At 42.3% G+C, this 23,233-nt stretch carries 20 protein-coding genes; 18 read left to right on the forward strand and 2 right to left on the reverse strand.

The window, feature by feature from the left end:
* Positions 1-602: 602 nt before the first annotated feature.
* From P3L37_RS02375 to P3L37_RS02385, 3 genes are all read left to right on the forward strand, one after another.
* Entirely contained in the window at positions 603-1,949 is a 1,347-nt protein-coding gene (locus tag P3L37_RS02375; RefSeq protein WP_004914933.1) for an NCS2 family permease, read from the forward strand.
* 263 nt (positions 1,950-2,212) lie between these two features.
* A complete protein-coding gene (locus P3L37_RS02380) occupies positions 2,213-3,862 on the forward strand; it encodes a Na+/H+ antiporter (RefSeq protein WP_004914931.1) in 1,650 nt (549 codons plus the stop codon).
* 57 nt (positions 3,863-3,919) lie between these two features.
* A complete protein-coding gene (locus P3L37_RS02385) occupies positions 3,920-4,819 on the forward strand; it encodes a carboxylate/amino acid/amine transporter (RefSeq protein ID WP_117163035.1) in 900 nt (299 codons plus the stop codon).
* Here the strand turns inward: P3L37_RS02385 and metR are convergent.
* Complete coding sequence (gene metR, locus P3L37_RS02390; protein WP_109912580.1) at positions 4,704-5,660, reverse strand: HTH-type transcriptional regulator MetR; 957 nt, start codon at positions 5,658-5,660, stop codon at positions 4,704-4,706. The two genes, P3L37_RS02385 and metR, sit on opposite strands and share 116 nt — an antisense overlap.
* A gap of 108 nt (positions 5,661-5,768) precedes the next feature.
* On the opposite strand from metR, the gene metE reads away from it, so the two are divergent.
* On the forward strand, positions 5,769-8,042 hold the full coding sequence (gene metE / locus P3L37_RS02395; protein ID WP_109912579.1) for a 5-methyltetrahydropteroyltriglutamate--homocysteine S-methyltransferase: 2,274 nt from the start codon (positions 5,769-5,771) through the stop codon (positions 8,040-8,042).
* 214 nt (positions 8,043-8,256) lie between these two features.
* Here metE and P3L37_RS02400 read toward each other — a convergent pair whose 3' ends face one another.
* Complete coding sequence (locus P3L37_RS02400; RefSeq protein WP_109912578.1) at positions 8,257-8,646, reverse strand: YidB family protein; 390 nt, start codon at positions 8,644-8,646, stop codon at positions 8,257-8,259.
* A 382-nt stretch (positions 8,647-9,028) separates the two neighbouring features.
* Here P3L37_RS02400 and ltnD point away from each other — a divergent pair, with 382 nt between their 5' ends.
* From ltnD to ubiB, 14 genes are all read left to right on the forward strand, one after another.
* The gene (gene ltnD, locus P3L37_RS02405) at positions 9,029-9,937 is read left to right on the forward strand and encodes an L-threonate dehydrogenase (RefSeq protein ID WP_004914916.1); all 909 of its coding nucleotides are present in this window, start codon (positions 9,029-9,031) and stop codon (positions 9,935-9,937) included.
* Positions 9,934-11,211, forward strand: a complete 1,278-nt coding sequence (gene otnK / locus P3L37_RS02410; protein ID WP_110731420.1) for a 3-oxo-tetronate kinase — start codon at positions 9,934-9,936, stop codon at positions 11,209-11,211. Before ltnD ends, otnK begins: the two co-directional genes overlap by 4 nt.
* Positions 11,204-11,845, forward strand: coding sequence for an aldolase (locus P3L37_RS02415; RefSeq protein WP_109912576.1), 642 nt, complete (start codon positions 11,204-11,206; stop codon positions 11,843-11,845). Before otnK ends, P3L37_RS02415 begins: the two co-directional genes overlap by 8 nt.
* Positions 11,846-11,855: 10 nt before the next feature.
* Entirely contained in the window at positions 11,856-12,635 is a 780-nt protein-coding gene (gene otnI, locus P3L37_RS02420) for a 2-oxo-tetronate isomerase (protein WP_117163038.1), read from the forward strand.
* Between the two features lie 12 nt (positions 12,636-12,647).
* On the forward strand, positions 12,648-13,415 hold the full coding sequence (locus P3L37_RS02425; RefSeq protein WP_004914906.1) for a DeoR/GlpR family DNA-binding transcription regulator: 768 nt from the start codon (positions 12,648-12,650) through the stop codon (positions 13,413-13,415).
* Between the two features lie 63 nt (positions 13,416-13,478).
* Positions 13,479-14,438 (forward strand): D-erythronate dehydrogenase, encoded by a 960-nt coding sequence (gene denD, locus P3L37_RS02430; RefSeq protein ID WP_004260834.1) that lies wholly within the window; start codon positions 13,479-13,481, stop codon positions 14,436-14,438.
* 10 nt (positions 14,439-14,448) lie between these two features.
* Positions 14,449-15,825 (forward strand): GntP family permease, encoded by a 1,377-nt coding sequence (locus P3L37_RS02435; RefSeq protein ID WP_004914902.1) that lies wholly within the window; start codon positions 14,449-14,451, stop codon positions 15,823-15,825.
* Between the two features lie 289 nt (positions 15,826-16,114).
* The gene (udp, locus tag P3L37_RS02440) at positions 16,115-16,873 is read left to right on the forward strand and encodes a uridine phosphorylase (RefSeq protein WP_004914901.1); all 759 of its coding nucleotides are present in this window, start codon (positions 16,115-16,117) and stop codon (positions 16,871-16,873) included.
* A gap of 274 nt (positions 16,874-17,147) precedes the next feature.
* The gene (locus P3L37_RS02445; RefSeq protein WP_109912574.1) at positions 17,148-17,930 is read left to right on the forward strand and encodes a tyrosine-protein phosphatase; all 783 of its coding nucleotides are present in this window, start codon (positions 17,148-17,150) and stop codon (positions 17,928-17,930) included.
* A 150-nt stretch (positions 17,931-18,080) separates the two neighbouring features.
* The gene (locus P3L37_RS02450) at positions 18,081-18,611 is read left to right on the forward strand and encodes a DedA family protein (RefSeq protein WP_004914898.1); all 531 of its coding nucleotides are present in this window, start codon (positions 18,081-18,083) and stop codon (positions 18,609-18,611) included.
* A gap of 107 nt (positions 18,612-18,718) precedes the next feature.
* Positions 18,719-20,074 (forward strand): DNA recombination protein RmuC, encoded by a 1,356-nt coding sequence (rmuC, locus tag P3L37_RS02455; protein ID WP_109912573.1) that lies wholly within the window; start codon positions 18,719-18,721, stop codon positions 20,072-20,074.
* A 75-nt stretch (positions 20,075-20,149) separates the two neighbouring features.
* A complete protein-coding gene (ubiE, locus tag P3L37_RS02460) occupies positions 20,150-20,905 on the forward strand; it encodes a bifunctional demethylmenaquinone methyltransferase/2-methoxy-6-polyprenyl-1,4-benzoquinol methylase UbiE (RefSeq protein WP_047756010.1) in 756 nt (251 codons plus the stop codon).
* Position 20,906: 1 nt separating this feature from the next.
* The gene (locus P3L37_RS02465) at positions 20,907-21,560 is read left to right on the forward strand and encodes an SCP2 domain-containing protein (RefSeq protein WP_004914888.1); all 654 of its coding nucleotides are present in this window, start codon (positions 20,907-20,909) and stop codon (positions 21,558-21,560) included.
* A complete protein-coding gene (gene ubiB / locus P3L37_RS02470) occupies positions 21,547-23,181 on the forward strand; it encodes a ubiquinone biosynthesis regulatory protein kinase UbiB (RefSeq protein WP_004914885.1) in 1,635 nt (544 codons plus the stop codon). The genes P3L37_RS02465 and ubiB overlap by 14 nt, the downstream gene beginning before the upstream one ends.
* Positions 23,182-23,233 lie beyond the last annotated feature (52 nt).

A 23,233-nucleotide genomic window follows, 5' to 3' on the forward strand; every position in this document is an offset into this window, starting at 1 on the left:
TATGTGTTTTTTACTTGATTAAATTGAAACTATAACTGCGGTTGATAATAATTGAGCTTATGTACTTAAATATATATTTACTCAGTGAATGATATTTTTTTAATGAAAAACAATAAGAAATGTATTTTTAGCCACATTTTTAACAGACGCATATTACCACCAGTAAATAAGTTTTTAGCTATTGGTTTTGTAAGCAAATATTCTTGGATTGTATCAAAAAAATAACCTTCCACTTTAAACAGACATTATATGAAAGGTATTTAGCTATTTTTACGTAAAATAAATGTAACTAAAAAGAATCATTATTTGAAAATAATGTTCATTGCTTAAGAGCCTATATATTTGGGAGCGGGGGAAAGAACAAACGGGTAAGAAATGCTAAAAATGCTTGATCATTCCCCCTGTTTAGAATGATAATTGCTCCCCTCACGATACGTTTTATTCTATTTTAAAAACCAAACGATTGCGCAACTGTTTTTATTGGGATTTTTTCTCAGCCAGTTTGTTTTTTCTTAAAAACGTAATCGTTTACGTCAACGTATAAATTAGTCGTTAGCAGTATTTGAAAGTCGTCGTTTTCCATTAAACAGCAGAGGTATACCATGTCAGGCCAACAGGCTTCATCCAGTTGCAAATTGGATTCATTTTTCAAGATAACAGCGCGCGGCTCTTCAGTTCGCCGTGAAATCATTGCAGGATTAACCACATTCTTAGCGATGGTTTATTCTGTCATCGTTGTACCTGGCATGTTAGGGCAAGCAGGGTTCCCACCAACAGCGGTCTTTATTGCAACTTGCTTAGTGGCTGGTTTTGGTTCTTTATTGATGGGGTTATGGGCCAATCTACCGATGGCGATTGGTTGTGCTATTTCACTGACTGCATTTACCGCATTTAGTTTGGTATTAGGGCAGCAAATTAGTATTCCTGTGGCATTGGGCGCTGTCTTTTTAATGGGGTGTTTGTTCACCATCATTTCTGTGACAGGTATTCGTAGTTGGATTTTACGCAATATGCCAATGGGTATTGCTCATGGCACAGGTATTGGTATCGGCTTATTTTTACTGTTAATAGCTGCTAATGGGGTGGGTTTAGTGATCAAAAACCCAAATGCAGGCCTGCCTGTTGCTCTAGGTGAATTTACATCTTTCCCTGTATTAATGTCATTAGCTGGGTTAGCGGTCATTTTTGGTTTAGAAAAACGCCGCGTTCCGGGTGGCGTATTACTTGTTATTATTGCAATTTCAATTATTGGTTTAATTTTTGATCCTGCGGTTAAATATCAAGGCTTTTTCAAGTTGCCTTCATTGGGTGATGATGGGCTTTCATTAGTTTTCAATATGGATATCATGGGCGCATTACAGCCAATGGTATTGCCAAGCTTACTTGCATTAGTGATGACCGCTGTTTTTGATGCAACGGGGACTATTCGCGCGGTGGCGGGACAAGCCAATTTATTGGATAAAGACGGCCAAATTATTGATGGTGGTAAAGCGTTAACCGCAGACTCCGTGAGCAGTATCTTTGCGGGGGCGATTGGCGCATCTCCTGCTGCTGTATATATTGAATCTGCAGCGGGTACCGCTGCTGGTGGTCGTACAGGCTTAACCGCAGTGGTTGTCGGCGTACTGTTTTTACTCATTCTCTTTTTATCGCCACTTTCTTATTTGGTGCCTGCCTATGCAACGGCGCCGGCATTGATGTATGTTGGGCTTTTAATGTTAAGTAATGTCTCTAAGCTTGATTTCGATGACTTTGTAGATTCAATGTCTGGTTTATTGTGTGCGGTATTCATTGTTCTGACTTGTAATATCGTCACGGGTATCATGTTGGGCTTTGCTGCTTTGGTTATCGGCCGTATTTGTGCAGGTGAATGGCGCAAATTGAATATTGGCACAGTCATTATTGCGGTACTTTTAGTGGCGTTTTACGCTTCAGGATTGGCAATCTAAAGTATATTATTTCAATAGGGTGGCTAATGTTGCCACCTTTTTAACTTATTGTATTAATTAATCGTAAAGTCTCAATTTTTTCCCCGAAAATGGATGGCTAAGGATAAAATAGAGAGAAGGCGGTTAATCAAGTGGATGTGCATGATTTCCACTGGTGAATGGCTGGGTTTTAATAATCATGGTCTGGACGGTGCTATCTCTTACTATGCGGCGGCAGGCAATATTTTAGGTTCTAGTCGCTAGGTTAATTCAGTAAGGGCAACATGGAAATTTTCTTTACTATTCTTATTTTGATTTTAGCTGTCTCTGTTTCAGGGGTTGCCGCTAAAATTCTTCCTATTCGTATTCCTCTTCCTCTCATTCAAATTGCTATTGGTGCGCTATTAGCATGGCCTCAATTCGGCCTACATGTCACCTTTGACCCAGAACTTTTTATGGTTCTGTTAATTCCACCTTTGTTGTTTGTTGATGGGTGGAAAACGCCAACACGCGAATTCTTTCAAAACGGTCGAGAAATTTTTATTTTAGTATTGGTTCTTGTACTGGTTACAGTGATTGGGATTGGTTATTTAATTTACTGGCTGATGCCAGGTATTCCATTGATTGCAGCATTTGCTCTAGCGGCGGTGTTATCACCAACCGATGCCGTTGCCTTATCATCCATTGTCGGAAAGGGGCGTATCCCTAAACGAATGATGAGTGTGCTAGAAGGGGAGGCATTGATGAATGATGCCTCTGGTCTGGTAGCATTAAAATTTGCAGTAGCAATTGCCATGGGGACGATGGTATTTAGTGCCTCTGGCGTCACCATTGAATTTTTCAAGGTCGCGATTGGTGGGCTACTCGCGGGTATTATCGTGACTTGGTTATACAGTAAATCATTACGTCTAATGAGCCGTTGGAGCGGTGATGACCCAGCAACCCAAATTGTGTTTATGTTATTGCTACCATTTGCTTCATACATGATAGCGGAACATATTGGTTTTTCAGGTATTTTAGCCGCTGTTGCGGCCGGTATGACTATCACAAAGTCTGGGGTTATCCGTAACGCTCCATTAGCGATGAGACTACGCGCTGATAGCGTTTGGTCTATGCTTGAATTTGTCTTTAACGGGTTGGTTTTCATCATGTTAGGGCTTCAATTGCCCGGTATTTGGGAAACGTCTGTTATCCAAGCGGATCTCGACCCAAGCGTAGAAACTTGGATGCTATTTGCGGCAGTAGCCATTATCTATTTTGCTCTACTGCTATTGCGTTTCTGTTGGCTATGGCTGATGAAAAGGTTTAGCCGTTTATTCTTAAAGAAAAAACCACTGCAATTTGCTAACTATACCGTACGTGAGCTTTGGCTAGCCTCTTTTGCAGGGGTACGCGGTGCGATTACCTTAGCGGGTGTGCTTTCTATTCCGTTATTTTTAACCGATGGTTCACCATTCCCAGCGCGTTATCAGCTAGTATTTATTGCCGCAGGGGTTATCTTATTTTCCATTTTTGCAGGTGTGGTCGCTTTACCGCTTCTGCTGCGTAATTTTACCGTGGGAGACAAAGAAGCCGATGCCAATGAAATTCGAATGGCAAAAGCCGCAATGGCAGAAGTGGCGATTGTTAGCTTAAATAAGATGCAGGAACGTTTATCTGCTGACGTTGATGAAAAACTCGATTCAGAAGATATCAGTGAAGTCGCTTCCCGTGTGACAGGTTATCTAAGACGACGTACGGCAGGGCAAGATGAAATTGATCATAATTTGCTGGTTGAAGACCTTGAACGACGTTTTCGTTTGACGGCATTACGTGCGGAGCGTGGTGAGCTTTATCACTTACGTGCAACCAAGAAAATCAGTAATGAAACGTTACAAACGCTGTTGGTTGATCTGGATTTATTAGAAGCCGTTTTGATCGAAAAAGAGCATTAAAACCAAAAAGCGAGTATTCTAGCCGACATTGTAAAGTTTGGGGCGAAATACAGCATTATGTGGTTACTTGTTATCACGACGCTGCTTTGGGCAGCGTCGTTTAGTCTTATCGGCGAATACCTTGCGGGCCAAGTAGATAGTTGGTTTTCAGTACTTGTAAGGGTGGCACTGGCTTCGCTAGTTTTTTTACCTTTCCTACGTTGGCGCCAGTTTAGCGCTAAAGTGATTGCACTTTATATGCTAGTGGGTGCTTGCCAACTTGGCATCATGTACCTATTTGTATTCCATGCTTATCAATACCTTACCGTTGCCGAATTTTTGCTTTTTACAGTATTAACACCACTATATGTCACGTTAATTTATGACTTACTAGAACGGCAAAAGTTGCGTAAAGGTTATTTGTTTAGCTCACTATTGGCGGTAATTGGCGCGGCAATTATTCGTTATGACCACTTGAGCGAATCTTTTTGGTTAGGTTTGCTTTTTGTGCAGCTAGCAAATATCTTTTTTGCGATTGGGCAGGTGGGGTATAAGCGTCTGATGGAGGTGCATCCAATCCCTCAACATCAGGCTTTCTCATGGTTTTACCTTGGTGCAACGTTAATTGCATTACTAGGGTGGTTGCTATTTGGTAATAAATCGATGATGCCGACAACAACTCTCCAGTGGGGTGTCTTACTGTGGTTGGGGATTGCAGCTTCAGGCATTGGCTACTTTATGTGGAACTATGGCGCAACCAAAGTGGATGCTGGAACCCTTGCTATTATGAATAACATGATGGTCCCAGCGGGGTTATTAGTTAATTTTGCTATCTGGCAACAACATCCGGATTGGCTGAGTTTTACCATAGGATCGAGCCTAATAGTTGCTTCTCTTTGGGTGCATAAGCGTTGGATCCTTTCGCGGCCTTCACATAAGACAAGTTCTCCACAGCGTGATCCGTCGTCGTCTCAGTAAACGCCTCAATAGCTGGCTGGCGCTGCTCTCCTTCACGGCAAGCGGCATACAGCCGGCTCCACAAACCGCTACCCAAGGTTTTGGTTTTGATCAACCCTTGTTTTTCAAATGAATCAACTGCCCAGTGAGGCAGTGCGGCAATGCCCATTTTAGCTGCGACCATTTGAATTAAAATTAATGTGTTATCAACATTTTTCACATTAGGTGACACGCCTGCAGGTTGCAGAAAATGGCGCCAAACATCGAAGCGATCCCGTTGTACCGGGTAGATAAACAACGTTTCATCCGCCAAATCATGGGGCTCAATATGCGGTCTTTTGGCTAGCGGATGGTCATTCGCCACAATCAGCTTCACTTCATAATCAAACATTGGCGTATAGTGGATGCCTTGATCTGGCAAAATGTCAGAGGTCATCACAATATCCAATTCCCTTGAAAGTAACTCAGGCTGTGGGTCGAACGTCACCCCAGATTTAAAATCGATGCTAACTTGAGGCCAAGTTTGTCTGAATTGCTGTAATGCAGGGGTCAACCACTGAATGCAGCTATGGCATTCAATAGCGATGCGTAACGCACAAACCCCAGGCTCATTACATACTCGAATGGCATCTTTTACTAATGGCAGAACTTGTTGTGCTAATTGTAATAAGACTTCTCCTTGTGGCGTAAAGCGCAATGGTTGGCTTTTACGAACAAATAACCGGAAACCTAATCGATGCTCTAAATCACTAAATTGGTGTGATAGAGCAGATTGTGTCTGGTGCAAGTGTGTTGCTGTTGCCGCTAATGAACCGTATTGGCTGAGCGCTTGCAATGTTTTTAGATGTTTTAATTCGATCATGAGAAACCTTCACGGTGACAATGAATAATTTGCGCTTGTGCTTTATACAGTACCTGTTGATTATGGATGTGTAAACATCTAGACGGCTAAATATTTTAAGGGGTCAATATGTCTGTTATAAATCATACACTTGGATTTCCACGTGTCGGTCTAAAAAGAGAGCTCAAGCGTGCACAAGAAGATTATTGGGCAGGTAAAATTGATCAGGCCACACTATTAGAAACCGGTTATCAGTTACGTGTGCGCCATTGGCAGCAACAAAAAAATGCGGGCGTTGAGCTATTACCTGTTGGTGATTTCGCTTGGTATGACCAAGTGCTGACAACCAGTTTGCTATTGGGCAATGTACCGCCACGCCATCAAAATGAAGATGGTTCGATTGATTTGGATACTTTATTTCGTGTTGCTCGCGGTCGCGCACCAACGGGCAAACCTGCTCCAGCAGGCGAGATGACGAAATGGTTTAATACTAACTACCACTACATCGTGCCTGAATTTCAAAAAGGGCAACAATTTTCGCTGTCTTGGACACAACTGTTTGATGAAGTCGATGAGGCATTAGCATTAGGCCATAATGTGAAACCGGTTATCATTGGTCCTATTACTTACCTTTGGTTAGGTAAAGTGAAAGGTGAACCGTTTGACCGCTTATCATTATTGAATGAAATATTACCTGTTTATCAGGAGATCCTGTCGCGCTTAGCAGAAAAAGGTCTTGAGTGGGTGCAAATTGATGAGCCTGCATTAGTGTTAGATTTACCAGAGCAATGGCAGCAAGCTTATCAGCAGGCTTACCAAGCGCTGTCAGGCCAAATAAAATTACTGTTAACCACCTATTTCGATGGCATTAGTCACCATGTAGACTTGATTAAGCAACTCCCTGTGCAAGGTCTACATGTTGATGTGGTTGCAGGCGCTGATGATATTGAAAAATTACACCAAATACTGCCAGCAGACTGGGTATTATCACTAGGAATTATTAATGGTCGTAACGTATGGAAGGCTGACTTAGGGGAAAAATTCTTACAGGTGAAGCCGTTCTTAGGCCAGCGTGATATATGGGTAGGAACGTCATGTTCATTACTACACAGCCCAATTGACTTAAATGATGAGACACGTTTAGATGCTGAGGTGAAAAGCTGGTTTGCTTTTGCTATCCAAAAATGTGAAGAACTTGCTCTGTTAACAAAAGCGTTAAATCAGCCAACAGACAGCCATATTGCTGAATTAGATACATACAGTGCACCTATTCGAGCGCGTAGAACATCAGCTCGTGTGAATAATGCATCAGTAGCTCAGCGTTTAGCAGCAATCAGCGAAGGGGATACAGAACGTTATAGCCCCTATCCACAGCGAGCAGCACGCCAACGTCAACGCTTTAACTTACCATTATGGCCGACAACCACGATTGGCTCATTTCCTCAAACAAGTGAAATCAGAACATTACGTTTAGACTTCAAAAAAGGGAATGTGGATAAAACCTACTATCGCACCAATATTAGTGAGCATATTAAGCAAGCCATTAAAGAACAAGAAATTTTAGATATCGATGTCCTTGTGCATGGTGAAGCTGAACGTAATGACATGGTGGAATACTTCGGTGAGCACTTTGATGGTTATGTATTTACCCAAAATGGTTGGGTGCAAAGTTATGGTTCGCGTTGTGTAAAACCCCCAGTGATCATTGGTGATATTAGTCGCCCAGAAGCGATTACAGTAGAGTGGGCAAAATATGCTCAGTCCTTAACGGAAAAACCGGTCAAAGGGATGTTAACCGGCCCAGTCACTATTCTATGTTGGTCATTCCCGCGTGAAGATGTGAGCCGTGAAACGATTGCGAAACAAATTGCGCTAGCCTTGCGTGATGAAGTCGACGACTTACAAAAAGCAGGTATCGGTATTATTCAAATCGATGAGCCTGCACTGCGTGAAGGGTTACCATTGCGTCGAGACGAGTGGGCGGCTTACCTCAAATGGGCGGTTGATGCTTTCAAACTCAGTGCTGCGATTGCGGATGACGACACACAAATTCACACCCATATGTGCTATTGCGAATTCAATGACATCATGGATTCCATTGCGGCATTGGATGCCGACGTGATCACGATTGAAACATCACGTTCAGATATGGATTTGTTAGATGCATTCGAAGATTTTGATTATCCAAATGAAATTGGTCCAGGAGTGTACGATATTCACTCACCAAATGTACCTAATGTGGAATGGATTGTTGCGCTATTAAGAAAGGCAGCGAAGCGTGTTCCGGTTGAGCGCTTATGGGTAAACCCAGATTGTGGCTTGAAAACTCGCGGCTGGCCAGAAACTCGCCAAGCATTAGCCAACATGGTTGAGGCAGCGAAACAGCTTAGAAATGAGCAGTAAAATGGCGACTAGTTAGTGTGTCAAAAAGGCAGGGAAACCTGCCTGAGGTTGTTGACAAAGCGGGATAAAAGCGTGGTTTTTCCCGCTTTGTGTTATCAGCCGAAAATCAATAAATTGATTTTCCTCGTTTATTTTCAAAACCTATTCGACTTGTCGCCAAACATAATATGTTTTCAGCAGTCTGAGGCAGGGAAACCTGCCTTTTTAGAAAATATTAACCAAATAATTTGGATTTCAGTAAGTTCATACCGATAGAAGCCAAATCGAGGTTTTCTGGAACTTCGCCATTTGGTGTGGCGCTGTCAACTAACTGAGGAAGATATTTAGCAATCATTTGTGAGGTTGCTTGAGGTTCTAAGCCTACCTGTTGAGCCAATTCTTGGATATTCGCATTTCCAAAAACTTGCATTAATTGGCTGGCATCGATAGGTAAATTATTCCCTTCACTGATCCACGAGGCAATAACACCACCTAAGCCTTGTTCATTAAATTTTTCGATAACACCTTGAAGGCCACCTTGATTCTCAACCCAGTTTATTACTGATTGAAACTGTTGCATTTTATCGCCTGCAACCATACCCATCATTTGCTCAAACAACCCCATGTTATCTCCTAGGCAATCTGCCAATTTATGCTCTCATTCATAGTATGGAGCATTATTCAAAAAATTGTAGTCGGCTATTTTCAGCAATTTAAGTTTTAGGTCAATAGAAATGATGCATTGAATATAGCCCAGTAAAAAAACCACGGTTTGGCATTTGTGAATTAAACGTGAATAAACATAATGTGCATCACATTTTTTATCACATTATCCTGTGAAAGTGTGTTTGAGGTGCGGTGTTTTTTATTTTGTTTTAATTCAACTTGTTATGCTTTATTTGTTGGTTTTTTATATTATCTCAAATGTGATATTAGTCATGTGTTTGTGAATTTTATTGTGTGAAAATTCACAACAGTCACGAAGATTAACAACATCAGGGGTCATTATGGGAAATTTCGTTAATAAAATTGGCGTGATTGGCCTAGGTTCTATGGGGATGGGGATCGCACAATCTCTTATAAAAAATAACATTCCCACCTATGGATTTGATTTAAACCAAGATGCATGCAAAAGCCTATTTAATGCAGGAGCAATTGCAGTGGGGCAAAATGCAGCGGAATTTGCCCATGAAATTGATGCTTTGTTGCTGGTAGTGGTTAATGGTCGTCAAGTTGAAGCCATTTTGTTTTCGGGTGAACAGCCTTTAGTTGAACAATTACGCCCCGGCACAGTTATTGTGCTGCACAGTACCTTGGCTGCGGAACAAACTAAAAATATCGCTCAGCGACTTGCTGTATATCAATTACCCCTTGTAGATGCGCCTATTTCAGGTGGCTCAATTAAAGCCGCTGAAGGGAAGTTGACCATCATGGCTTCAGGTGAACCAGCTCTATTTGAGCAGCTTTCACCCGTATTTAACGCTATTTCTGAGCGCTTGTATCGAGTAGGGAATGAAGTTGGCTTAGGTTCAACCGTCAAAACGATTCACCAGTTATTAGCTGGGGTACACATTGCTGTTGCGGCAGAAAGTATGGCTTTAGCCGCCAAAGCGGGTATTGAGCTTGACGTGATGTACGACATTGTCACTCATGCAGCTGGAAATTCATGGATGTTTGAAAACCGTATGCAACATGTCTTAGACGGTGATTATACGCCAAAATCCTCAGTAGATATTTTTGTCAAAGACTTAGGGCTAGTGATGGAAACTGGAAAAGCACTAAATTTCCCATTACCACTTGCTTCAACAGCTCATCAAATGTTTATTTCAGCGAGCAATGAAGGCTTTGGTCAACAGGATGACAGCGCGGTGATTAAAACATTTAAAGGTATTACTTTACCGGAGAAAAAAGCATGACAGTGAAGTTAGGCGTAATAGCAGATGATTTTACCGGTGCGACAGATATTGCAGGCTTTATGGTGCAAAACGGTTGGAAGGTTGTTCAGTTATTGAATGAACCCAATGAGAGCACACCAGTACCACAAGATGTTGATGCGATAGTGATTAGTTTAAAAAGCCGCTCTTGTCCTGTCGATGAAGCCGTCAGTGCATCGACCAATGCAGGTAATTGGCTGAAACAAAAAGCGCATTGCCAGCAAATTTTCTTTAAATATTGTTCGACGTTTGATTCAACCGAAAAAGGCAATATTGGCCCCGTTACGGATGCATTAATGGCGCAACTGGGTACAAACTTAGCATTAGTTTGCCCCGCGCTACCCGTTAACGGTAGAACGGTGATTCATGGACATTTATTTGTGAATGGCCAGCTACTTAATGAAAGTGGCATGCAGCACCATCCTGTAACGCCAATGACCGACGCAAATTTATTGCGTGTGATGGAAAAACAATCAAAAGGTCAAGCCGGTCTAATCAAACTTGAAGATATTCAAAAAGGCAGTGAGGTTGTTAGCCAAAAACTGACCGAGTTAGCCCAACAAGGTGTGAGTTACGCGGTTGTTGATAGCTTAACAATGGATGATTTGCTCCCTATCGCACAAGCGGTTAAAGCGATGCCATTGTTGACAGGGGGTTCCGGTCTCGGTGCTGCACTGGCCAATGTGGATAGCCAATGTCCATGGGGCGGTACAACGCAACGAGGTGAAAAGCCAACAGGGAAAAACAGGAAAACAGTTGTTTTATCGGGAAGTTGCTCGGTAATGACTAACAAACAAGTTCAGGCTTATCAGCAAGTTGCTCCTGTAAAAATGTTGGATGTGGGTGAGTGTTTAAATAACCCTGAGTATGCCAAAACATTGGCAGATTGGGTGCAAGCACAGCAACTAACGGGTTTGGCGCCAATGCTTTATGCCACTCAATCACCTGAATTACTGAAAAAAACACAAGAGAAATACGGTGCTGCGGAGTCGAGTTTCGCGGTCGAGAAGGTATTTGGTGAGGTCGTCGCGCTGTTGCAAGCGAAAGGGTATGACACCTTTATTATTGCGGGTGGTGAAACCTCCGGAAAAGTGGTTCAAAGCCTTGGGACAGAACAATTAAGTATTGGCTCACCAATCGCCCCAGGTGTGCCATGGGTACAGGACTTAGCAAGCGGTAACTGGTTAGCGTTGAAATCAGGTAATTTCGGCCAAGAAAATTTCTTCCAGTTTGCACAGGAGATGTTTAATGAGTGATGAAAAGGCGCTGCGCCAAGAGTTAGTCGATTGGGCTAAATCAATGTTTAACCGTGGTTACAGCAGCGGTGGTGCAGGAAATATTAGTGCTCGGTTACCTGATGGTTCGATTATTGTGACACCGACAAATTCCAGTTTTGGTGATTTAGACCCTAGCAAACTGAGTAAACTCGATGCACAAGGAAATTGGATTGGGGGAGATAAACCGACAAAAGAAGTTTCTATGCATATGGCGATGTATTTGCAACGCCCTGATTGCCAAGCGGTTGTTCATCTTCACTCACCTTGGTTAACGGCGTTGTCTTGCTTGCCGGGGTTAGATACAAAAAATTGTTTACCTCCAATCACACCTTATTATGTGATGCGAGTGGGGAAACTGCCATTGATTGAATACTTGCCACCGGGGGATGACCGAATTGGTGAGGAAATTGCAAAATTAGCACCGACACATAATGCGGTATTGCTGTCGAATCATGGTCCGGTCGTGGGTGGCAAAACGTTAAGACAAGCGTTCTTCAATGCAGAAGAGTTAGAAGATACCGCTCGTTTATATATCACATTACGCCCACATGGCTTTACAACATTAACGCAAGAGCAAGTTGAACAGCTCGAAAGTCGTTATCCACAAAAGTAGCGAGGCGAAAATGGCTAAATTTGCTGCAAATTTAAGCATGATGTTTACCGAAGTGCCTTTTATACAGCGCTTTGAACGTGCTGCGAATGCGGGGTTTAACGGTGTTGAATATCTCTTCCCTTATGAAGAAGATGCCAATGTCATTGCGGGTGAACTGAGCAAACACCATTTAACACAGGCCCTGTTTAATATGCCTGCGGGAAATTGGGCTCAGGGAGAGCGTGGTATGGCTTCGCTCCCGGGCCGTGAGAGCCAATTTGCCGAGGGCGTACAAACTGCATTGAAATATGCAAAAGCATTAGGCTGTAAACAAGTTCATGCGATGGCGGGGAAAGTGAATGAAAATTATACACTTGAACAGCAAACCGCGTGCTATATCAAAAATATTCAATATGCGGCAGATGTGATGGCTGAGCACGATATTCGTGTGCTTATCGAACCCATCAATACCCGCGATATGCCTGGATATTTTTTGACGACGCAAAAACAAGCGGAAGCATTACTACCTGAAATTAATCGTGAAAATGTATTTATCCAGTTGGATTTATATCACTGCCAAATTATGGAAGGTGATTTATTGAAAACAATTGAGCGTTTATGGGGTAAATTTAGTCACATTCAGATAGCGTCAGTCCCATATCGTCATGAACCGGATAGCGGTGAAGTCAATTACCCATGGATTTTTAAGCAGTTGGATGAAATGGGTTATGAGGGTTGGTTAGGATGTGAATACCATCCTGCAGGCCGCACCGAAGATGGATTAGGCTGGCTTAAACAAGCAAATTCATAATTAGGAGAACCTATGCTCCCTTCTGAGCGTCGTGATTTTATTTACCGTTACGTGCATGAACATCAAACCGTATCGATCAGTGATTTGGTTGAGCTAATGAATGTCTCTCATATGACAGTGCGACGTGATATTCGGATGTTAGAAGAAGAAGGGAAGGTACTCAGTATCAGTGGTGGAGTTAAGTTAAATGATGTGTTGCGCCAAGAGCTACCTTGGAGTGAAAAGGCGCGGTTGCATCATCGCCATAAGCGTGAAATTGGTCAGTTTGCCAGCTCATTAGTTGAAGATGGGCAAGTGGTGTATCTCGATGCAGGAACCACCACTTTTGAGATAGCGCGCGTACTCGGTGAGCGTTTTAACTTAACGATTGTCACTAATGATTTTTCGATTATGCAGTACTTAATGAATAAATCGCAGCTAAACCTATACCACACCGGGGGATTGGTGGATAAACGTAACCATTCTAGTGTAGGAAATACGGCCGCGATGATGCTGAAAACACTCAATGTTGATATTGCTTTTATCAGCACTAGCTCATGGGATTTACAGCACGGGGTTTCTACCCCACATGAAGAAAAAGTTCAGATAAAACAAACGCTATTGGATGTTGCCCGTCGCTGTGTACTGGTTTCAGACAGTAGCAAATTCGGCAAATATGGCATGTTTCGTGTTTGCCCATTGAATCAATTGCACGACATCATTTGCGATGACCAGTTGCCAGCTGATGTGGTGCAGCGGATAACAGAACAAAACATAAAACTTCATTTAATCAAGACATAAAACATAAATAATCTTACCTAAAACTGCATAGCCAGCTAAAAGGCTATAGCAAGGAGAATTACAATGAAAGTTATTATTACTGGTGGCGCAGGCTTTCTGGGCCAGCAGCTAGCCGCTGCTTTGCTTAAAAATAGCCAGGGTTTAAAATTTGACCACCTTGTTTTAGCCGATATTCAATGCCCTACATCACCGGTTGAAGATGCCAGAGTCAGTTGCGTTGCGTTAGATTTAACGCAAGCAGGCGCGGCTGATAAACTGATCGATGCACAAACCGATGTGGTTTTCCACCTTGCCGCTATCGTAAGTAGTCACGCTGAAAGTGACTTTGACTTGGGTATGAAGGTTAACTTCGAAGCTACTCGCCAATTATTGGAAGTCGCTCGAGCCAAGAACCCAGCAATCAAATTTATGTTCACCAGTTCTCTTGCCGTGTTTGGTGGTGAGCTACCGGATGTCATCACAGACTTGTGTGTCGTTAACCCACAGTCATCCTATGGCGCTCAAAAAGCGATGTGTGAACTGATGGTCAATGACTATTCACGTAAAGGCTTTGTTGATGGCCGTGTGATGCGTTTACCCACCATTAGTATTCGTCCTGGTGTACCCAATAAAGCGGCGTCTTCATTCGCAAGTGGCATTATTCGTGAGCCATTAAATGGGGTTGAAAGTGTTTGCCCTGTCTCCCCTGACCTTGCGCTATGGTTATCTAGCCCTGAAACCGTGATTAACAACTTTATTCATGCGGTCAGTATCCCTGCTGAGAAATTCGGTAAATCTCGCACTGTGAACCTACCAGGTATTACGGTTACTGTTCAAGGCATGATTGATGCCCTGCGTGATGTTGCAGGCCAAGAAGCGGTGGATCTTATTCGTTTTGAACCAGATGAAGCTATTAACCGCATTGTGGCGAGTTGGCCGGGTAAATTTGATATTAGCCGTGCATTGGATCTCGGTTTCCGTGCAGATGGCTCATTTGGTGATGCGATCCGTTCGTTTATCACTCACCACGGCTCGTCTAAGTAGGAGATAGCCTATGTCCTATATTCCTGTTATTGGCCTCGCAGTGGCCATATTTGTCCTGATCTTTTTAGTATTACGAACGCGTGTTCATGCGTTATTAGCTATGCTAATTGCTGCGGCAATCGCTGGTGTATCTGGTGGTTTGACTGCCGCAGAGACAGTGACAGTCATTACAAAAGGCTTTGGGTCAACACTCGGTAGCATCGGTATCGTTATCGGACTCGGGGTAATGATGGGAAGGGTGCTGGAAGTTTCAGGTGCTGCTGAACAAATCGCTTATAGCTTTATCAAATGGTTAGGTAAAAAGCGTGAAGAATGGGCTCTGGCAATTACCGGTTATATTGTCAGTATTCCTATCTTCGTTGACTCTGCTTTTGTGATTTTATATCCATTGGCAAAAGCATTAGCCAAAAATGGTAAACGTAGCATACTAACTTTAGGCGTTGCACTCGCTGGTGGGCTAGTGGTGACACACCATACCGTTCCACCAACACCAGGGCCTTTAGGCGTGGCAGGGATTTTTGGTGTCGATGTTGGCGCCATGATCCTAGCGGGTATGAGCCTGGCTATCCCTTGTGTTATCGGTATTGTGTTTTACGCAAAATGGTTAGGGACTAAGTACCCTGAATTTATGCCAGATGAAACGGGCAGTGAAGACCTGAAAGAAGTTCACGCTCGTTATATGGAAGAAAAAGCGAATAAGCCATTACCAAGCCTGTTCTTATCGCTTTTACCGATTATCACACCTATTTTGTTAATTTTTATCAATGCTATCAATGGATTAATTCTCAAAACAGAATCTTTCCAAGGTATGGAAAGTAATTGGTATTTCCAAACATTTGAATTCTTAGGCGCACCAATTATTGCATTATCAATTAGTGTGTTGATCTCTGTTTACACATTAATGCCAAAAGCAACAAAAGAAGAAGTCATCGACCGTATGGAAGAAGGCTTACAAGCAGCGGGTATTATCCTGCTAGTTACGGGAGCGGGTGGTGCATTAGGTGCGGTACTGCGTGATAGTGGCACAGGAAATATTCTTGCTGAACATGTTGCAAATCTGCCGATTACACCAGTATTGATTCCGTTTATCATCGCGACATTGGTTCGTTTGATTCAAGGTTCGGGTACGGTAGCAATGATTACCGCAGCATCTATTTCTGCGCCAATCATTAGCCAAATACCGGATATTAACTTATTGGTCGCGGCGCAAGCGGCAACCATGGGGTCTCTGTTCTTCGGTTACTTCAACGACAGCCTGTATTGGGTGGTGAACAGAATGATGGGAATTAAGGACGTTAAACAACAAATGATTGTTTGGTCTATTCCGACCACCATTGCGTGGGCGATAGGCCTAGTTGGTGTCCTTGTTCTTGATGTAATTCTCTAACATAGCGTTATCAGTTTTAGTTCTGCCAAATAATCAAAGCGCCCAGCAATTAGGGGCGCTTTTGTCGTTATGCCAAACTTTCATCTATACTGATGGCAATGGAATTCAAAGAGAAATAAAATTCATGAATTTATGTGATGCAAGTCACTAAATAATGAAATCAATCCTTTATTGTTTTCATTAAAAGTGATATTCATCACTAAAAAAATATCGTTTTCTCGCTATATTACAAATAACGATTAATCAGTATTGACTGATTTAATGATGCCATTGTGTAAAGGAGTTTGAAATGTCTGACGTTTTCCACTTAGGTTTAAAGAAAAGTGACTTACAGGGTGCGACCGTAGCGATTGTTCCTGGGGATCCTAACCGTGTTGAAAAAATTGCACGTCTGATGGATAACCCTGTACACCTTGCGTCATTACGTGAATACACCTCTTGGCGTGGTGAGCTTGACGGAAAAGCTGTCATTGTTTGTTCAACCGGTATCGGTGGTCCATCAACGTCAATTGCAGTTGAAGAACTTGCACAGCTTGGTATCCGTACTTTCTTACGTATTGGTACAACAGGTGCAATCCAAGAAGATATCAATGTCGGTGATGTTCTGGTGACAACAGGGGCAGTGCGCCTAGACGGTGCTAGCCAACACTTCGCACCATTAGAATACCCAGCTGTTGCTGATTTTGACTGTACTAATGCGCTTTATGCCGCAGCGAAAGATGCAGGTGCGACCGTTCATGTTGGTGTTACTGCATCATCTGATACCTTCTACCCAGGTCAAGAGCGTTATGATACCTATACTGGCCGTGTGATGCGTCATTTCAGAGGTTCGATGAAAGAGTGGCAAGACATGGGCGTAATGAACTATGAAATGGAATCAGCCACATTGCTGACTATGTGTTCTAGTAGTAAAGGGTTACGTGCTGGTATGGTTGCGGGTGTTATCGTGAATCGTACCCAACAAGAAATTCCAAATGAAGCGTTACTGAAGAAAACGGAAGGTAACGTATTAAGTATTGTGGTTGAAGCTGCTCGCCGCTTACTGTAGTCCCTGATTTACTGGCCCGTTTACTTGACTTTCACTCGGTTGTGGACAAAAAGTAAGCGGGCTTAGTCCCTTTATCCACTTTTCATTTCTCTTTATTTCCTCGATAGATTTGGCAATTACTAATCAATTTACAGGAAATATTCTGATCCTCTTATTTGCTAGATCTGTTATTGTCATAAAAACAATTATCAATATTATGTGCCCTTAAATTATTCAGGTTACGTTTATTTTATGGCTAACTGGAATGAAAGCTATAGGGCGAAAAGGAATTATTATGTCAACAACACCTTATCTTCATCCTTCTGTTCTGCCTTTGAAGGGCGGTATTAACTTTCGTGATCTCGGTGGTAAAAAACTTGCTAACGGTGGCAAAATTAAGCCCGGTGTCCTGTTTCGTTCCGGTGCGTTAGACCGATTAACACAGGAAGACGAAGCGGTTTTGCGTTCACAAAATCTTTTCCAAATCATTGACTATCGTGATGAAGCTGAAATCTTAGATAAGCCTGATGTCATTTGGCAAGGAGCGCATTATGTGCATGCGCCAGCAAATCCGTTAGCCAAAGAAGTCACCGCAAATTTAGATAAATTAACGCCAGAGATATTGGAACAATTTGATCCGCAAGCCTTTATGTTTCGTTTATATGAATTGTTACCACTGAACAACCCCGCTTATCATCAATTGGTCAATTTACTCAAACAACCAGAAAAAGGTGGCATAGTACAACACTGTGCTGTAGGAAAAGACCGTACGGGCGTCGGGTCCGCATTGGTGTTATTTGCTTTAGGTGCAGATTTAGACACCGTAATGGAAGATTACTTACTGACTAATGAAACACTTGCACCTTACCGCAAACACTTACTTGAAGAGCATGCAAAAACGATGGACGAAAGCATCGTGAAAAAATTTGAGTATGTCTATTCGGTACGTGAAGACTTCTTGAGAACAGCACTAAACAGTATTGAAAGCCAGTATGGCAATGTTGACCAATGGCTAGAAAAAGATTTTGGTTTAGGAAGGCAGCAACGAGAAGTACTGCAAAGCCAGTTTCTGGACTAAGTTGCTCTAATTGGAATATGAGTTGTCGGATAATCCGTTTTTCTTTATCCACAACTCGGTTTTCCCAAAGGTGTTTTTGCTTTGTTTAACTTTGATTTACCACTTTTTCGTTACAGTATTCTGATTATCCCCTAATGAAAGGAACTGACCGTGACACTCAATGAAATTGTCACCATAGTGACGGACTTTACACGCGAACATGAAGTATGGGCGCTTCCTATTATTTTCTTTCTGGCTTTTGGGGAATCTCTGGCATTTTTGTCGCTTCTGTTACCTGCAACGGTTATTTTACTTGCGCTCGGTGCTTTGATTGGTGAAAGTAATATTACTTTCTGGCCAATATGGTTAGCAGCAGCACTTGGTGCTTTCTTTGGGGACTGGCTTTCTTATTGGTTTGGTTATCATTACAAAGAAAATGTACGCCATATGTGGCCGATTTCTCGTAACCCGCAAATGATTGATAAAGGGCAGCGTTTCTTTGACCGATGGGGTATTTGGGGCATTTTCTTTGGGCGCTTCTTCGGGCCTTTGCGAGCCATTGTTCCCTTGGTTGCAGGGATTTGCGCCATGCCACAACGGCATTTCCAACTCGCTAATATCGCTTCTGCGATGATTTGGGCATTTGGTATTCTAGCGCCTGGGGCATTAGGCTTGAAATGGTTTGCGAGCTGGATAGGCTAAGCTTGCGAAGCGCTTCGCAAAATTTTCTTCAATGGCTAAATTACCTCTGGACACTTATACAGTATCCCATTACCTTACACTAGACTTTGTAAAGTAAGGATTTAACCGTGGATACCTCTCTTTTATATGCTGTTATTGGTGCGTTGAGTGGCGTTTTAGTTGGTGGCTTGGCAACGTGGTTCTCTATTGCCCAAAAAATTACGCAAAAAGATCAGGAACTGCAACAACTCAACCGCCAACTTGCGGCAAGTGACGAAAAAAATATTCACCTTGCGCAATGGAAAGAAGAATACGAAAGGCTAGATCAAGAGCTGCGTACTCAAAGGGATATTAACCGAGAACAAGAAGCAGAGCTTCGCGAGGTAATCACTCGTTTTGAACAGAACCAGCTAGCCAACGAAGAAAAACAGCGTATTTTACAAAATAGTGAACAACGGCTGACAGCACAATTCGAAAACTTAGCTAACCGTATTTTTGAACAGAATGAGCGTCGTGCATCTGAGCAACAACAAAAAAGCCTATTGGCGATGTTGTCACCTTTTCGCGAGCAATTAGAAGGTTTTCGTCAGCAAGTTCAACAAAGTTTTGGTGAGGAAGCCAAAGAGCGCCACACTTTAGCCTATGAAATTCGGCAATTACAGCAGCTCAATAATCAAATGACCAAAGAGGCCGTTAACCTGACACGAGCGCTGAAAGGGGATAACAAAATTCAAGGGAACTGGGGGGAAACCATTCTTACTCGGATCCTCGAAGTCTCAGGTTTACGTGAGGGAAGTGAATTTGAAACTCAAGTTAGTATCAATACAAGCTATAATAGCCGCTATCAACCGGATGTGATTATTCATCTTCCAGAAGGGAAAGATGTGGTTGTTGATGCAAAAATGTCGCTGGTTTCCTATGAACATTACTTCAATAGCGAAGATCCACATGAACAGCAACAAGCGTTAAAAAATCATGTGGCATCTATCCGTAATCACATGCGTATGTTGAGTCGTAAAGATTACCACCAGTTACCGGGAATTCGTTCACTGGATTACGTTTTAATGTTTATCCCTATTGAACCTGCGTATTTACTGGCTTTGAAAGAAGCTCCCGAGTTACTTGATGAAGGAATTAAACAGAATATTATGTTAGTTTGTCCTTCAACATTGCTAGTCGCAGTGAGAACGATTAATAATATTTGGCGGTATGAACGCCAAGGGCAAAATGCTCAGGAGATAGCAAATAGAGCAGCAAAAATGTATGACAAGCTGCGTTTGTTTGTAGATGATATGCAGGTTTTAGGCACCAGTCTTGATAAAGCAAATAATACTTACCTATCGGCAATGAAGCGTCTTGCTCAAGGGCGTGGAAATTTAATTAGCCAGGCGGAAAGTTTTAAAGAGCTAGGGGTCGAAATTAAGCAACCTATCCCGCCTCAATTGGTTGAGCGGTCTGAGACGCCTAATTGTGCGGAATCTTAGACTTCTGATAGGGTTTTGGCTCAAAGACTGTTACACTTCCTACAAAAGTTTGAATGATAAGCAGGCATAAGAGAAATGACTGAACCAACTAAAGAAACCATTGATTTCGGTTTCCGTACTGTCGGCAAAGAAGATAAAGCTGGCCTAGTAGCGAATGTTTTTCACTCAGTAGCATCAAAATATGACTTAATGAATGATTTGATGTCATTTGGTATTCATCGTATTTGGAAGCGTTTTACCATTGAGGCGAGCGGAGTACGTCGTAATCAGCGAGTACTTGACCTTGCGGGTGGAACGGGTGACTTAACCGCTAAATTTTCACGTTTAGTGGGCGAAAAAGGCGAAGTCATACTCGCAGACATTAATGATTCAATGCTAAAAATGGGGCGTGAGAAATTACGTGATCTTGGTATTGTCGGTAATGTTAATTACGTGCAAGCCAATGCGGAAGAGCTGCCATTCCCTGATAACTATTTTGACTGCATTACTATCTCTTTTGGTCTGCGTAATGTCACCGATAAAGACAAAGCGCTACGCTCTATGTTCCGAGTGTTGAAGCCAGGTGGGCGTTTATTGGTATTAGAGTTCTCAAAACCAGTTATTGAGCCACTGAATAAAGCTTATGATGCCTATTCATTCCATATACTCCCTCGTATTGGTCAAGCGATCGTTAATGATCCCGATAGCTATCGCTATTTAGCTGAATCAATCCGCATGCATCCAAACCAAGAAACACTAAAAGGTATGATGGAAAATGCAGGGTTTGAACAGGTTTCCTACACCAATATGACAGGTGGAATTGTCGCATTGCATAAAGGGTTTAAATTCTAAGATGGAAGCACCATCAACACATACCGAAAACCAAAATACAGTTTTGTATTCTTTGATCACAGCATTGATGGAAACCTCTCTTAACCACATGTTGTTCAAAGAAAAAGTTCTACAGCCAGCTAGGATGCGTTTGGCAGGCAAAGTTATGGCAATTGAACTTAAAGAACTGAATAAAACGTTGACGCTCGTTTTTGCTGAAAATCATGTTGATGTGTTAAGCCAGTGGGTTGAGCCTGCGGACTGTACCATTAAAACATCCATCTTCACGCTCGTTAAATTGAAAGACAAACAGCAATTATCTCAACTTATCAATCGTGGTGATATCGTGATTGAAGGGGATATGCAAATTGTACAGCACTGGTCTTCTTTGCTTGACTTAGCTATTTGGAACCCTGCTCATTATCTGTCTCCTTACATTGGTGATGTTGCAGCAGAGGGCCTTAGTAAGTTCCTGAATAAAGGTGTTTGTCTTGCATCTCATTTAGTAAAACGGCAAAAAACGTATATCAAAGACGCCATTGTTGAAGAATGGAAAATGGCACCTAGCCAGCTTGAACTCGCTCATTTTAGTGATGAGGTTGAGCAAGTGGAATATTCAATGAGTGCGCTTGAGCAACGGTTAAGCCAGTTGGAGGAGAAGCATGACACCCGGTGAAATAAAACGACTTTACTTCATTATTCGGGTTTTTCTCTCTTACGGATTAGATGAGTTAATCCCCAAAATTAAACTAACGTTACCATTAAGAATTGGTCGCTTAGGTTTCTTTTGGATCAGAAATAAGCATAAAGACAAAGCATTAGGTGAAAGGCTTCGTCTCGCCCTACAAGAACTCGGGCCGGTTTGGATCAAATTTGGCCAAATGCTATCGACTCGTCGAGATCTTTTCCCACCCGCAATCGCAGATCAACTTTCGCTATTGCAAGACAAAGTGGCGAGTTTTGATGGCAAACTGGCACGAAGCTATATTGAAGAATCTCTCGAAGGCCCTTTAGAACAATGGTTTGATGATTTTGATGAACAAGCTTTAGCTTCTGCATCTATTGCTCAGGTTCATACCGCAACGTTAAAAGAAAATGGCAAAGATGTTGTCATCAAAGTTATTCGCCCTGATATTCTGCCAATTATTAAAGCTGACATTAAATTAATGTACCGCATTGCCAATTGGGTTCCGTTGTTGCCAGATGGGCGGCGGTTAAGACCAAAAGAAGTCGTGCGTGAATACGAAAAAACGTTGATTGATGAGCTTAATTTGCTCCGTGAATCAGCAAATGCCATTCAGCTTCGTCGTAATTTTGAAAACAGCGCCATGCTGTATGTGCCAGAGGTCTATCCAGATTATTGTCGTGAAAATGTGATGGTCATGGAGCGTATCTACGGGATCCCAGTTTCTGATATTGCTGCGCTTAAAGCGCAAGGAACCAATATGAAACTGCTGGCAGAGCGTGGTGTTAAAGTCTTCTTTACACAAGTTTTTCGCGACAGTTTTTTCCATGCAGATATGCATCCAGGAAATATCTTTGTTAGCTACGATCATCCAGAAGATCCTCAATACATAGGGATAGACTGTGGAATAGTCGGTTCATTGAACAAAGAAGACAAACGTTATTTGGCAGAAAACTTTATTGCGTTTTTTAATCGTGATTACCGCAAAGTAGCAGAACTACACGTTGACTCAGGCTGGGTTCCTTCAGACACGAATGTGGAAGACTTTGAGTTTGCTATCCGTACGGTATGTGAACCTATTTTTGAAAAACCATTGGCTGAAATTTCATTTGGGCAAGTGTTATTGAATTTATTTAATACAGCACGTCGTTTCAACATGGAAGTTCAGCCACAGTTGGTATTATTACAAAAAACATTATTGTATGTTGAAGGGTTAGGTCGGCAGCTTTACCCGCAGCTTGATCTCTGGAAAACAGCAAAACCATTCCTTGAGGATTGGGTTCATAGCCAAGTAGGGATACCTGCAATTACTCAAGCATTAAAAGAAAAGGCACCGTATTGGGCAGAAAAAATGCCTGAAATTCCTGATTTAATTTATGGTGCATTACGGCAACATAAATACTTACAATCAAACATAGACCAACTAACGCAACAACTGAAAAGTCAGCGTAATAAACAACGTAAATCTCAGTACCTTTTAGGTATAGGTGCCACATTTATTCTCTGTGGGAGTATGTTCCTTATTTCGAATCTCACCCCGTTTGGTATTGTGTTTATGGTGGCAGGAGCACTGTCTTGGTTGTTTGGTTGGTGTAAAACTGGCGGAAATTAAGTAAACTTTGTTTTGCGACAAGTTTATAAGGCTGTGAACATTTCCGTATTTT

This window comes from Providencia sp. PROV114 (assembly GCF_032704305.1).
GTDB lineage: Bacteria > Pseudomonadota > Gammaproteobacteria > Enterobacterales > Enterobacteriaceae > Providencia > Providencia rettgeri.